We start from the raw sequence: 14214 nt of genomic DNA on the forward strand, positions 1-14214 counted from the left end.
CGCCGATTCAAAGCTTGGATGCAGCATAGAAGTGGATCATGCCGTAGTACAGCCCAATGGCGGTTGCGATGCTCAGCATCATGACTGCCCCGCCGATCAACCGCGTTCGCTTGATTTGCCACCACATTACTAATCCGGTGACCCCCCAGCCGACCATCGCACAAGCCATGATGTCGACGAACAGCGACCACATCATGCGTGCGTTCCAGTGGGGTGGCCGGCCATGGGACGTGTGCAACCGCATGAAAAATTGCCTTGGCGACATGCCTGACTTGCCTTCGAATTTGCTGACGTCGACGTGCCCGTCTCGCAACACGTAAGTCACGCGAGCGGGCGTGCCATCGACGGTTGCTAGGAAATTCAACTTGCACCACCCCTGTGGCTCTGATTTTCCATCGGCGCCGATCCCAGCCGACTCGAGTACGCTGGCGACGGAAGTCTTGGCAAGCTCGTAGGGGCGTGATGGCACATCGACGTTTCGAATCTTGGCCAACATCGCGTCGGGCTGGTACTTCTTGTCCGGCGATGATGCCACCCAGGCCGACTTAGCCACCGGATCGATATGAACTAGGTGTTTGATCTTGTCTTCCTTGACTTGCAATATGACGTCGTTCACGAACTCGGGTTGGTGGCTGTCGACCATTTCGATTTTCGCATCGGGTACGGCCAAGCGAAGCTGTTCCACGACTTGCTGGGCGAGCAAGTCGGCCGACGGAAAATCATCCAAGGCCGAGCCCGACAAAGCAGACGACGGGACGTCGACAATATTCGCTTCGGAAAACAGTCCGTAGTGATTGAACATCGCGCCAGTGATGCCATACAGAAACACCCACGGCAGCAAAAACAATCCGGCGTACAAGTGCACGCGTCTTAGCACCATTGTGAAACGCGTACGACGCTTACGATTCTTGGATTCGGTTTCGTTTGTCACGGGCGGTCTCACGCAATCTCAGGTGCAAGTAGGAAAATTTTGGTCGAGCCAAAACAAGCGTCAGGTACCATTGCCCGTCTTGATCCGCTTCATCCGTCGTCCGGCCACTCTGAAGGAAGGTTCTAGCATGCGCATCCAACCCGTCTCCTCCGTTCAATTGGACACCGCGATGGGCCCCATGCACACCCACTTGTTCCGGCCCGATCGGCCGGGCAAGTATCCAGGGGTGATGCTGTTTGCCGAGATCTATCAAATGACAGGTCCAATCGCTCGCACGGCGGCCATGATTGCCGGGCATGGGTTTATCGTTGCGGTGCCTGATGTCTACCACGAGTTCACCGAACCCGGCGAAGCATTCGCCTATGACCAGTCGGGAACCGATCGTGGGAACGCACTGAAAACGACCAAGGCGTTGTCCAGCTATGACGCCGACGCCCGTGCGGTGATCGATTTCTTTCGCAATGACGTGGGCTGTACCGGGCGAATCGGCGCGGCGGGAATTTGCCTAGGCGGGCATCTGGCGTTTCGCGCTGCGATGAACGCCGAAGTCAAAGCGGCTGTTTGCTTTTACGCGACCGACATTCACAAACGCAGCTTGGGCAAAGGAATGTCCGACGACACTTTGGATCGCATCGCCGAGATCCAAGGAGAGATGGCGATGATTTGGGGTCGCCAGGATCCTCATATTCCAAACGAAGGTCGGCGGCTGATCTACGAAGCGATGACAGCGGCCGAAATCGAATTCACTTGGCATGAATTCAACGGTGAACACGCTTTCATGCGAGACGAAGGCCATCGGTATGACCCGGCGCTTGCACAACTGCTCAACGCTATGACAGTCCAGCATTTCACGGCCTGCTTGAAATAGACGCAGGCATCCAAAGAGATCGGCATCGCTCAACATGCGAGAACTTGCCCGCTACGATTATCGAAGCCGCCCATCAAGGACCCGACGTTATGCCTCTATGGCATGAACAGCGTATGCGTTCGGCAGGCGGTGTCTTGGACGTGGATGCCTAAGTCCGACAGCAACGATCCGGTTGCCGCGTTGATCTCGACCAACGCCATCGCGTAGCGAGTCTGGTCGCCCGCCAACTGCGTTTCGGCTCGCAACAATTCTTCTTGTGCGTCGAGCAGGAATTCGATTTGCAGCTTGTCGGCTTCGAACAGAACTTCCGATGATTCCAAGCGCGTGCGAGAGGCTTCGACTTGCGCCGTCGATGTTTCCATCGCTGCGTAAGTCGACGCGACGCCAGCATGGGCGTCACTGATCTGGTGCTGGACGGCGCGCTGCTGTTCGGCTAGGACGACTCGTTCGCGATTGATTTGCAGGGCCGCATGACGTACGGCGGCGTGAGCTTGTCGACGGCCCGCCGTGACGCCCATCTCAACGCCGAATTCGAACTCTTGGTGATCGAGCGAGAAGAAGTCTTTATAGGCGCTGGCAAAACGCTGGCCTCCGTCATTGCCGGCCAGGTCGTCACCGAAGCCTCGCAGTCGATAGCGACCGATCAAGTCCAGTTGAGGAAGCAGGAAGTTCTTCGCCGCGACCAACAGCAGTTCTTCTTTGCGAACCCGAAGCGACTGATTCATCAGCTCGGTGCGGTACGTCATCGCCCGGCTGATCAGCGCGTCGTAGTCGAACGTGATCGGCGCCGTTGCGACGGCATCGATCGGGCGAATCAGTTGTGAATCAACAACGGGTAAACCGATCATTTGGCGAAGTCTGCGTTCGACGACATACAGACCGTCCTGGGAACCGTCGCCGCCCAATGCGATTTGGGCCTGTCGGCGATAGCTGTAGTACTTGGCTCGGGCCTGAGCCTCTTTGTTCGCTTCGCCACCGGTGACACCGGAATCGGCCTTCGCCCAAACGCTTTGCCAGGTATCGTAAGCGACCGATTCAGCGGCGAGTACGTTTTCGTAGTTCTTGTATTGCCGTTTCAAGTCCCAGTACACGCTGTACAAGTCGCGAACAAAATTCCGCAACTCGATTTCAAATTCGGCGTCGCTGATTCGATTGTTCAACCGAGCGATCCAGATTCCGTTGCTGAACTTGAAGCCTGGCCGTGCGTTGGGGCCGGCGATTAAGTTGAACTCGCGTCCGCCACCTTGCAAAATCGGTTGCCGAACGCCGACTTCGTACTGGTTTTCCCAATAGTTGGGGAAGCTGTTTCCGGCTCGGTTGTTGTTGTCATAGCCATGGACGGTATTGAAATCGAACAGCGTTCCTGAGTGGCCGCGTTTTTGAACACCGGTATTGAGCGTCGCCAAGTCTTGGGTCAATTCCTGAACGTCGCCACCCAACGTCGCGTTGTTGAAGACGCGGTCGTTGTTCTGTGAACTCAGGCCGGCCGACAACCTTGTATCGAACTCCGAAAGTGCCGCAGCGGGCCCAAAGAATGGATCAGTGGAAGCGATCGCCGGATCGTAAACCGTCGTCACGGCAGCAGGATTTTCGACGATGCGAATTCCTAGCGGTCTTAGCACGGGGCTGTTGGCCATCGCGATGGACAACATCTCGGCTTCGGTCATATCGAAAAAATGATCCGGCACGGAATTCGAATCTCGGGGACGCAGCGGTGCTGTGATTGACGCGGTCGCTGCGACCACACTTTCGATCATCTCGCTATCGCCGAGCGTCAAGTTCTCGGCAAGCGTGACCACGCCGTCGGATTTGTTGGAAGTCTCGATCGCTGTCGTGGAATTGGGCAGCTTCGCCGCGACGGTGGAAACCTGTTGCGTTGATGTCGATCGAGTTGATGCCGATGCCAATTGGAACAGCGACTCGGATTCGTCCAGGAGCATCTGCTGGGCATCGACCGGCGTTGTCTTTACGACCGTGTCGCGGCGAGCCTGGGGAACATCCTTCTTTGCCCATCGACCGGACGAGCACCCCAACAACGTCGAACCAACCAGCAACGAAGTGGCAGCAATCGTGACGTACGACGGCGCGCTATGCACCGGGTTCGGAAAGAGGTGTCGCGGTAGCAAAGGAATCCTTTCCCCGGCCGAGTAAACTGAGGGGCACCGTCCTGGTACCCGATTGACGCTATCGGAACACCGGGATCCCTATCGCCAACTCGCGTCTGGACACCGTTGCAACCGTTATGACAAGGTTTGGACTGTCCCCGCAAAGTCAACCATGCTGGTCGAATCGACACGATCGTCATAGAACCATTGACGTGGATAGAGGCACGTCGATCAACACTTTCAACCCATGACGATGGTTTGCGATGACTGGAAACGATGAAAGCGGACAAGGCAAAGTCACGCCAGCGTTGACGATCGGCGGGATGATCGCCGCTGGGACTCGCCATTCTTGGCGCATTTCGACTTCGGTCGCTCTGGGCGTCGCGACAGCAACCGCCGTGATCGTCGGTGCGCTGTTGGTGGGCGATTCGATGCGAGGCAGCTTGCAGGGTTTGACGATCGAGCGTCTCGGTCGAACCGAATCCGTCGTTGCTCCCGGGGCGTTCGTCCCGTCGGACGGGATCGTTCGCGACGGAGTCTCGGTGGTTTCGTTGATCTACTTTCCGACCGGCGCCGTCGAGGCTCGCGATGACAGCGGTTCGCTGCGACGTGCGGGCCAGATTCAAATCATCGCCGCCGACGATGACTTTTGGGATCTCGACGTTTCCGATATCCGGCCCACAGCGTTTCCCAACGATTCGGGCGTGGTGCTGAACACGTCGGCGGCGAAGGAATTGGGCGTTGAGATTGGTGATGAAGTGACGTTGCGACTGCCCACCGAACAGGCCGTGCCTGCCGACAGCCCGCTAGGTCGGCGTGATATTCGCAGCGAAGGTTTGCCGCGGATGAAAGTGCTGGACATCATCGCCGATCGCGGCCTAGGGCGATTCGCGATCTCGCCCAGCCAAGCGGCGCCATCGAACGTTTATGTTTCACGCTCGGTCGTGGCCGATACGCTCGATCGCGCCGGCCAAGCAAACCTGTTGCTGTTTGATTCTGAAGTCACACCCGACGACTTGAACCTTGACCTGTCCGCCTACGGATTGTCCCTTCGCCGCATCACACAGTCGTATGATGGCAACGTGGTCTTTCAATACGATTCGTTGACAGGTGACCGATTGCTGTTGCCGGAGCCCGTCGTTGACCGCATCGGCGCGACGTTGAAGGACGAAACCGCCGTTCCTGTGTTGACGTATTTGGCAAACGCGATCGAGCGACTAGACGCGTCTGGCAATTTGGTCGCCTCCGTCGCTTACAGCACCATCTCGGCCGTCGATACGTTGGGCACCTCCAGTGCAAGCAGTGGTGCTTTAAATTACACGCTTCCCGACGATCTGTCCGAAGATGCTAGCGGCGTCGTTCCGATGGTTATCAACGACTGGACCGCGAACGAATTGTCCGCCGCCGTCGGCACGCGGCTACGCGTCGCCTATTACGAACCGGAAGTCGAAAACGGCAACGAAGTTGAACGTCATTTCGATGCAATCATCACCCAGATCGTACCGATCACCGAACCGGCGACGCCGTATCGACGTCGCCGCGACGCGACGTTTGATCAATTTCCGACGATCTTCAATGACCCCGGTTTGACGCCGATCGTTCCGGGCGTGACGGATCAGGACTCGATCAGCGATTGGGATCTACCCTTCGCGCTCCAGCGCACCATTTCAAAGCAAGACGATCTTTACTGGAACAACCATCGGTTGACTCCCAAGGCGTTCCTGCCTTTGGCCGAAGGACGACGTTTGTTCGGCAGCCGATTCGGTGACACGACGGGACTTCGGTTCGCCGCTGATGAATCATCCGACGTTATCGGGTTGGAGTCAAAGATACTATCGGCACTGCGGCCGGCAATGGACGATCTCGGTTGGCAGATTCGACCAATACGTGCTCAACAATTGGCAGCATCAAAAGGAACGACGCCGTTTGACGGTCTGTTTTTGGCACTCAGTTTCTTCGTGATTTTCTCGGCTATCATGTTGATTGCGATGCTGTTTCGCTTGGGGATGGTCGGGCGCACGAAACAGTTTGGTACGCTGATGGCGATCGGCTGGACACCCGAGCGAGTTCGGTCGGTAGCACTGGGCGAAGGTTTGTTGGTGGCGACGGTGGGCGTCTTGATCGGCATCGCCGGCGGGATCGCGTACGCGATGCTGGTGCTTTGGGCGCTGCGTTCATGGTGGGTCGGTGCGGTGACGGTTCCATTTTTGACGTTTCATTGGTCATGGGCCAGCATCATCGTCGGTGGCTTGCTCGGATGGATCGTCGCAGTCGCCACGATGGCGATCACGCTGCGATGGATATTGAAGTTCGATGCACAAGCGTTGTTGTCGGGCCGTGACTTGGATACTGCCGTCGGACGTCGCCAAGGCAAGAGTCGTTTGCCGATCCTGGGTGCGGTGATGATTGCCGTCGCGATCGTCATTGCCGTGATGGGTGCGAGGGCCGGCGGACAATCCGCGGCTGGCGGCTTCATCGGTGGTGGCATGTTGTTGTTGATGGCGGGCTTGGTACTGATCTATGACCGATTGAGGCAACCTCGATCAATCACCCGCAGTGAAGGTGATTCGCCTTACTCGTTGGGTAGCATGATTTCGCGAAGCGCTTCGCGTCATCCGATGCGTAGCACGATGACGATCGGCTTGATGGCAACGGCTGCGTTCCTGATCATTGCCATCGGTGCGTTTCGCTTGTCGCCGACCGAGCGAGGCACGGGTGGGTTTTCGTTGGTTGCCCAATCCGCTCAGCCGCTCTATCGCGACTTGGGTGATGCGTCGGTTCAATCGGAATTGTTGGGGCCGGATGCCGGGCGATTCGCCAACACGAAAGTCATTCCGCTGCGGATGCGATTGGGTGACGATGCGAGTTGCAATAATTTGTATCAAGCGACGCACCCAACCGTCGTGGGAGTTCCTGACGGATTCGACGGACAGTTTGATTGGATTGCGACGGACGAATTGCCCGATGGCGAGTCCGCGTGGATGCTGCTGGCCAAGAATGCTAAGGGCACCCAAGCCGACCCGATCCCCGTCGTGCTGGACCAGAACACCGCGATGTGGAGTCTGCAAATGATGGGCGGCATCGGAGAAGTTCGTTCGTTCGAATATGAATCGGGTCAGCCGACCTTCTTTCGGGTCGTCGGACTGCTTTCCAATTCGATGCTGCAGGGCCGAATGATGATCGGCGAAAACAACTTTGAACACAGTTTTCCTTCGATCAGCGGCTATCGTTACTTTCTGATCGCGGCACCGCCAGACGATGCCGATGGTGTTGCATCAACGCTGGAAAACCGACTGGGTGATGTGGGGATGGATGTGTCGCGAAGTGACGACGTGCTGGCAGGCATGTTGGCGGTCCAGAACACTTACCTGCGGACCTTCCAAAGCCTTGGTGCGCTCGGGTTGTTGTTGGGCACGGTGGGATTAGCGGTTGCCCAACTGCGCAGCGTCTTGGATCGTCGTGTAGAACTGGCCGTTATGCGAGCGATCGGATTCACGCGGCGCCGCTTGGCAACCGTCGTGATGGGCGAGACCGCGTTTCTGTTGCTGGCGGGAATCGGATGCGGTGCGTTGTGTGCGATCATTGCGGTCGTTCCTTATTCGTACATCAGCGGCACCGAGTTACCAATCGTTGAACCGGTTTTGATCGTCGTCGGAATCATGGTGGCCGGAATGTTGGCAGGACTGGTCGCGGTGGCACGCGTCGGTCGCATGCCGCTGCTCGAATCATTGCGGTCAGAGTGAGTTTCGCCATGCACCAAGTGACCGAATTGAATCGCCCAGGCATCGCGGTCACCGCGGCCGATCAATTGGCGACGGACGAAACGATGCTGCTGATCGCCGACCGTGCGAATAGCGAGGATGCCCATGGTAAGGATGAACGTGTGGATGTGGACACCGAGTTCATTCGCGTTTGGCAGTTCGATTCACCGACGGTGATCCTGGGGCGATCATCGCGAATCGCGGACGAAGTCGATCAAGATTTCTGTCGAGCCAGCGGAATCCCGGTGCTTCGTCGCTGCAGTGGCGGCGCGTCCGTCGTGGGTGGGCCAGGCTGTTTGATGTACAGCGTCGTGTTGAGTTTTGATGAAAAACCGGAGTTGCAGAAAATTGACGCCGCGCACAAGCATGTGATGGCACACATTTTGCGTTCCGTCATGGCGCAGTTGCCCGATGCGGCGATGCAGGGCATTTGCGATCTGACCTGGAACAATCGAAAATGTTCGGGCAATAGCCTGCGGGTCGCCCGCCGACACTTGCTGTATCACGGGACGATTTTGCACGACTTTGACTTGGAACTGCTAGCTCGATGTTTGACCCACGCGCCGCGGCAACCCGAATATCGAGACGGCCGCGATCACGACGAATTTGTGACCAACATCCCGATCGACCCGAATCGATTCGAATCCGATTTGATGACTCAGTTCCAAGTGACCAAAACGATCAACGCGGCGGCCTGGATTGACCAAATCGATCAATTGCGACGCGATCGATACGATTCGGCGGCATGGCACGTCCGACACTAACGATCATTCCACTAAAATCTTTTTGAGCCACAAAGCATTGTTGACTCCATTTACTCTTTCACGATAAACATTCGATGTCCGACAAAACCGATATTCATCAAACCTTGCAAGAGCAACTCGCCCTCTTTGGCCAGGAGCACGTTTTACGTTTCTGGGGTCAGTTGGACGAAACCGGCCGCACTCAATTATCAGCCCAGATCGCTGATATCGGCTTGGATCAACTGAAGTTGTTGGTCGAAGGCCAGGACGTCAAGCAAGACTTTGCCGCCATGGCGGACCGAGCCATGTCGCCGCCTTCGGTAAGAGCCGACGGGACGGGCGCGGCGTGGTCGGTCGACGAGGCGATCCGACATGGTGAAGCGGCGTTGGCGGCCGGTGAAGTCGGTGCGATTTTGGTGGCCGGTGGCCAGGGCACGCGATTGGGATTCGATCAACCCAAAGGCATGTTCCCCGCCGGTCCGGTATCGAAGCGGACGTTGTTCCAAATTTTTGCGGATCGATTGCGGGCGATCGGCGATCGCTATGGGACGGAAGTTCCCTGGTACGTGATGACGAGCGATGCGACGGACGCGGAAACTCGCCAGTACTTTGAAGACAACAATTACCTAGGCCTTCATCCGGACCAAGTTCGGATTTTCAAACAGGGCACCATGCCGGCCGTGGATGCGGCGAGCGGCAAGTTGTTGTTGGCGTCGAAGGATTCGTTAGCACTTAGCCCTGATGGTCACGGCGGTACGGTGGGAGCACTCGATCGCAGCGGGTGTCTCGACGACGCGGACCGTCGCGGCGTGAAATACTTGGCCTACATCCAAGTCGACAATCCGCTGGCGAATCTTTGTGACGCCGTCCTGATCGGTCACCACGTCATGGCCGCTAGCGAGATGACCACTCAAGTCGTCCGCAAACGCTACCCAACCGAAAAAGTCGGCAATGTTGTTTTGGTGGATGGGCGAGTCCAGATCATCGAATATAGCGATTTGCCCGAATCGTCAGCCGTGGCGACCAACGACCAAGGCGAGCTAAAGTTGTGGGCCGGCAACATCGGCGTTCACATGATCGATGTTGCGTTTTTGCGACGAATGAGTCGAACATCGGATGCCCTGCCGTTCCACCGCGCGTCGAAGAAAGTCGGCCATGTCGACGACCAAGGTCGATCGGTTGATCCGGCTGAACCGAATGCGACGAAGTTCGAACGTTTTATTTTTGATCTGCTGCCGTACGCCGAAAATGCCTTTGTGGTCGAAGCCCTGCCTAGCGAGGCGTTCGCTCCGGTGAAGAACGCCGAAGGTGCCGCGACGGATACCGCTTCCTTGGCCCGAGCCGCCGTTTCGGACCTCCACAAGGGTTGGTTGCGAGCCGCAGGTGCAGACGTCTCGGATACCGCCGTGGTTGAAATCAACCCACGATTTGCGATGTCCGCCGAACAGGTCCGCGAAAAGATCTCTTCCAATTTGAAGATCGATTCCGATCGATATTTTGACAACTAACTAGAATGAGGCCGGACGGTAGTTTTCCCCCGGGGAAAAGCGTGAAATCTCGAGCTGATCCGATGGTGAAGTGATCGAGAAGCTCGAATTGCCCGGAAAAGCCCCATCCCACGTGCCCTTTTCGGCGTTCGCGAAACCTCGCCCCGTCCTTCGGGGTTTCAACGAATAGCGGATCGCTGAAGCCATCAACTGAGCCGGCCACGGCCGTCTCCCCGCCTACTCTCGCCTCCCTCCTTTTCGCAACGATTTTCCAATGAAACGATTCACCCGTTCACGACGTCGGGATCGCTGCGGCGGCTTGCTCGGCGGTTTGCTCGTCTGTTTGATTCTGGCCGGGATCGTCGGCGCGGTGGGATATCGGTTTTTCCGAGATGCCGAATCCAGGGTCAATGCAAAAGACTTAATCACGGAAGTGGTGTCGAAAGGTTCGTTCGACCACATCGTTCTGGAACAGGGCGAGGTCGAAAGCAGCAGCAATACCGAAGTCATTTGCGAAGTCAAGTCAAACAACGGCAACGGTGGCACAGCGATTCTTTGGGTGGTCGACGAAGGCACCAAGGTTGCCAAAGGCGACAAGCTGGTCGAACTCGATTCGTCGCAGTTAGAGATCCGGCTCAAAGAGCAGAAGATCCAAGTCATCACCGAAGAGGCTCGCGTGACGACGGCCCAGGCGCAACTGGAACAAGCCAAGATATCCAAAGAAGAATACCTGCAAGGAATCTTCAAGACGGAAGAAGCGGCGCTGTTGAGTCTCGAAGCCGTCGCCAACCAAGACTTGCTGAAGGCAAAATTGGCGATCGAAAGCAGTCGCCGACTCGTCGCGAAAGGCTTGGTCAAAGAGTTGCAGTTGCAGGCCGATCAGTTTGCCGTCATCAACGCGACCAACCAACTGAAAGCCACGCAGGGTCAACTGCAGGTGCTGCGTGACCTGACAAAACGAAAGATGGTCGTTCAATACGATAGCGAGATCGAGGCCGCGTCGGCGGCACTCTCCGCCGCATCGAGCGAGTTGATGGAAGAGCAAAACGAACTGGACGATATCGAACGACAAATCGAAAAGTGCGTGTTGTACGCGCCCGCCGATGGGGTTGTGGTCCACGCCAATCGATTCAGCAATCGTGGCGGTGGTGCCGAGTTCGTCGTCGAAGCGGGTTCGACGGTTCGGGAACGTCAAGCCATCATCCGCTTGCCCGATCCGACGCGGATGCAGGTCAAGTGCAATATCAACGAATCGCGAATCACGCTGGTTCGATTCGGTATGCCGGTCAAGATTCAAATTGATGCGATCCCCGGCTTGAAGCTGAGGGGCATCGTCAAGAAGGTGAACCGATACGCCGAACCGGGTGGATTTTTCAGTTCGTCGATCAAAGAGTATGCCACGACGATCGAGATTGTGGATCCGCCGGAAAATATTCGTACGGGCATGACGTCCGAGGTCCAGATCTTTGTCGAACAGCTTGAAGATGCCCTGCAAATTCCGATTCAAGGTTTGTACGAACATGGCGGCGAAATGTACACGTTGGTCCAACGATCGCCGAAGTCGTTCGACACGGTGAAGGTCGCGATCGGCGCGACCAACGACACCATGGCCAGCATCACCGAAGGATTGAAAGCGGACGATCGGATCGTGCTGAACCTTCGCGAGCACCTGACGCTGATGGAACTGCCCGATGTCGCTGAAGAAGACAACAGCGAGATGCGGAAACTGGGCGCCGAACGCGAATTTGCGCAACAGCCCGGTGGTCCGATTGGCGCTCCCGACGCAACACAGCGACCTCAGGGCGGCGGTTGGCAAGGCGGTGGCGGTGAAGGCGGCGGTCGCCCTCCAGGTGCCGGTGGCGGCGGTGGACGACTAGGCGGCGGACGACCTGATGCCGGTGGTGGCGGACGGCCCGACTCGGCCGCGGGTACCGGAAAACCAGATGCCGCTTCGATGGTATCGCGCACCATGGAGCGGAGTGATGCCGATGGTGACGGCACGTTGTCGGCGGATGAAATCAGTTCGGTCGACGAGCGTTTCCGAAGTGGCATCACTGCGGCAGACGAGGATGGCGATGGCGCCGTTTCTCGCGCCGAATTGACCAAGTCCATGACGGCTCGGTTCAGTGAAGGCGGTGCCGGGGGCGCGCAATGAGCGTGACCGATGCTTACGGAACCAGCCCCGCGCCGGCTTCGAAATCGACCGAATCGCCGAAACGGTTTGCGACTTCGATTCGCGACCTGAAGAAAGAATACGTGCTTAAAAGCGAGACCGTCCGCGCACTCCGTGGCGTGTCGTTTGACGTACCCGAAGGCGACTACGTTGCCATCATGGGGCCGTCGGGCAGCGGCAAAAGCACCTTGCTAAACATGCTCGGCTGTCTCGATCAGCCAACCAGCGGCAGCTTGATGCTGGGTGACGACGACATCTCGACCATGTCGGATGATCAGTTGGCCGACATTCGCAGTCGTCGCATCGGTTTCGTGTTTCAATCGTACAACTTGATCCAGCAATTGTCCGTCGTCGAGAACATTCAGGTACCGCTTTATTACCAAGGCAAGTTGGGTCCGAAGCAGCGCGAGCGTGCCGTCGAATTGGCCAAACAGGTTGGCCTGGGGGATCGTCTGGATCACCGACCGACGCAATTGTCCGGTGGACAGCAACAACGCGTGGCGATCGCGCGCAGCTTGGTGAATGACCCGTTTTTCGTTTTGGCGGACGAACCGACCGGCAACTTGGACTCGATCACCACCGACGAGATTTTGGCGATCTTCGATAAACTAAACGCGGAAGGTCGTACGATCATCCTGGTCACTCACGAAGACGATGTCGCGCTGCGAGCAAAGCGAATCGTCCGATTGAAAGACGGAATGCTGCATACTGACGAATTGGTCGAAGAATCGGCCCGCGAGGCGGTACGTGCCAAGCACGCGATCGCTGTTGCTGAACTGAAGGCTCGCGAGTAACCCAAGAGGATCGACCGAACATGTTGTGGCTACGAACGTGGAAACTTGGCATCAAAAGCTTGGCGCTGCACCCGCTGCGCACCGGGTTGACGATGCTTGGCATCATGATCGGCGTTTGGGCCGTGATTGTTTTGACCGCGGTCAGCCAGGGCGCCAGCGACCAAGTTCAAAAACAAATTGAATCGCTCGGTTCCACGACCATCATCGTCCGAAGCCAAAAGCCGCCGGATGACAAGTTGGCCGGCATGGCGGCGACCCAGTTTGGTTTGCTGCGCAGCGACCTGGAAAAAATTCTGGTCAACGTGCCGACGATCGAAACGGCCATTCCGATTCGTGAAATTCGCCGACAGTTCACCTACCGCGATCGAGTCGTCGACGGCCGGTTGGTAGGATGCACGCCGGCGTATTCCGACGTCAATCATTTGAAAATTCGATCCGGGGGCGGACGATTCATCTCCGACGCCGACGAGATCAAGGCGGACACCGTCTGTGTGATCTCGGCGGGCGTCGCCGAACGGTTGTTTCCGTTCGAAGAACCGCTCGGCAAACGAGTGACCGTTCCGGAACACACCGATAAGTACAAAGTCATCGGCGTACTGAAGCACCGCAATCCGTCGGCAGCTATCGGTGGATCGCTCGACTCGCAAGACTTTTCATCGGACATCTACATTCCGATGAATACGCTGCGGAAACGCATCGGCGATACGATCGTGACGCGTCGCAGTGGTCAGTTCCAAATGGAGATCATGGAACTGAATCAAATCACATTGCAGGCGATCAACCAAGACCAAGTCAAAAACTCTGCCGCCATGATTGAAGGGCTGCTCGCTCAATCGCACGGTATGCTCAATGACGTTGCGGTGGTCGTGCCGTTGGAATTGTTGGAACAGGCTCGCAATATGAAGCTGATGTTTCTGGGGATCGGCATTTTGATTGCGTGTATTTCGTTGGTTGTCGGCGGGATCGGTATCATGAATATCATGTTGGCGAGTGTCACCGAACGAACTCGCGAGATTGGCATTCGGCGTGCCCTCGGCGCAAAACAGCGTGACATCACGAATCAATTTCTTGTCGAAACGACCGTGCTAAGCTTCGCTGGCGCGATGTTGGGAATTTTGATCGGGTTGATGAGTTTGCCACTCTATCGGTTGGCGATATGGGGCGTGAAACAAACGCTTCCCGAAAAGTTCGCGGCGCTGCCGGCGGCGATTCGTGAAGCAGAACCCGCGATCGTTTACTGGACGATTCCGTTGGCGGTCGCGATCGCAGTCGGCGTCGGCTTGATCAGCGGTCTCTATCCGGCAATCCGCGCCGCGAAAATGAATCCCATCGAGGCCTTGCGTCATGAATAA

9 protein-coding genes are annotated in these 14214 nt (G+C 57.0%); 7 read left to right on the forward strand and 2 right to left on the reverse strand.

The features are described 5' to 3' along the window. Positions 1-7: 7 nt before the first annotated feature. Positions 8-931 (reverse strand): PepSY domain-containing protein, encoded by a 924-nt coding sequence (locus Poly51_RS07735; RefSeq protein WP_146456012.1) that lies wholly within the window; start codon positions 929-931, stop codon positions 8-10. A 127-nt stretch (positions 932-1058) separates the two neighbouring features. Between Poly51_RS07735 and Poly51_RS07740 the strand changes: the two genes are divergently transcribed. Next, the gene (locus tag Poly51_RS07740; protein WP_146456014.1) at positions 1059-1799 is read left to right on the forward strand and encodes a dienelactone hydrolase family protein; all 741 of its coding nucleotides are present in this window, start codon (positions 1059-1061) and stop codon (positions 1797-1799) included. 95 nt (positions 1800-1894) lie between these two features. On the opposite strand, the gene Poly51_RS07745 is transcribed toward Poly51_RS07740, so the two are convergent. Then, positions 1895-3925, reverse strand: a complete 2031-nt coding sequence (locus tag Poly51_RS07745; RefSeq protein ID WP_246114333.1) for a TolC family protein — start codon at positions 3923-3925, stop codon at positions 1895-1897. Positions 3926-4167: 242 nt separating this feature from the next. Between Poly51_RS07745 and Poly51_RS07750 the strand changes: the two genes are divergently transcribed. The 6 genes from Poly51_RS07750 to Poly51_RS07775 all read left to right on the forward strand — a co-directional run bounded on the left by Poly51_RS07750 (position 4168) and on the right by Poly51_RS07775 (position 14214). After that, positions 4168-7647, forward strand: coding sequence for an ABC transporter permease (locus Poly51_RS07750; protein ID WP_146456016.1), 3480 nt, complete (start codon positions 4168-4170; stop codon positions 7645-7647). A gap of 8 nt (positions 7648-7655) precedes the next feature. Further along, positions 7656-8429, forward strand: coding sequence for a lipoate--protein ligase family protein (locus Poly51_RS07755; protein ID WP_146456018.1), 774 nt, complete (start codon positions 7656-7658; stop codon positions 8427-8429). Between the two features lie 74 nt (positions 8430-8503). Next, positions 8504-9916 carry a UTP--glucose-1-phosphate uridylyltransferase gene (locus tag Poly51_RS07760; protein ID WP_146456021.1) on the forward strand — a complete coding sequence of 471 codons (1413 nt, stop codon included), beginning with the start codon at positions 8504-8506 and terminating at the stop codon, positions 9914-9916. 253 nt (positions 9917-10169) lie between these two features. Beyond that, positions 10170-12050, forward strand: coding sequence for an efflux RND transporter periplasmic adaptor subunit (locus Poly51_RS07765; protein WP_146456023.1), 1881 nt, complete (start codon positions 10170-10172; stop codon positions 12048-12050). Then, complete coding sequence (locus Poly51_RS07770; protein WP_146456025.1) at positions 12047-12862, forward strand: ABC transporter ATP-binding protein; 816 nt, start codon at positions 12047-12049, stop codon at positions 12860-12862. The genes Poly51_RS07765 and Poly51_RS07770 overlap by 4 nt, the downstream gene beginning before the upstream one ends. Before the next feature lie 20 nt (positions 12863-12882). Further along, a complete protein-coding gene (locus tag Poly51_RS07775) occupies positions 12883-14214 on the forward strand; it encodes an ABC transporter permease (RefSeq protein WP_146456027.1) in 1332 nt (443 codons plus the stop codon).

The organism is Rubripirellula tenax (assembly GCF_007860125.1).
In the GTDB taxonomy this organism is placed as follows: Bacteria; Planctomycetota; Planctomycetia; order Pirellulales; family Pirellulaceae; genus Rubripirellula; species Rubripirellula tenax.

Bases quoted from the DNA above. Each gene is read 5' to 3' on its own strand.
- Poly51_RS07740 (WP_146456014.1), top strand. From the start codon at position 1,059: ATGCGCATCCAACCCGTCTCCTCCGTTCAATTGGACACCGCGATGGGC.
- Poly51_RS07750 (WP_146456016.1), top strand. From the start codon at position 4,168: ATGACTGGAAACGATGAAAGCGGACAAGGCAAAGTCACGCCAGCGTTG.
- Poly51_RS07755 (WP_146456018.1), top strand. From the start codon at position 7,656: ATGCACCAAGTGACCGAATTGAATCGCCCAGGCATCGCGGTCACCGCG.
- Poly51_RS07760 (WP_146456021.1), top strand. From the start codon at position 8,504: ATGTCCGACAAAACCGATATTCATCAAACCTTGCAAGAGCAACTCGCC.
- Poly51_RS07765 (WP_146456023.1), top strand. From the start codon at position 10,170: ATGAAACGATTCACCCGTTCACGACGTCGGGATCGCTGCGGCGGCTTG.
- Poly51_RS07770 (WP_146456025.1), top strand. From the start codon at position 12,047: ATGAGCGTGACCGATGCTTACGGAACCAGCCCCGCGCCGGCTTCGAAA.
- Poly51_RS07775 (WP_146456027.1), top strand. From the start codon at position 12,883: ATGTTGTGGCTACGAACGTGGAAACTTGGCATCAAAAGCTTGGCGCTG.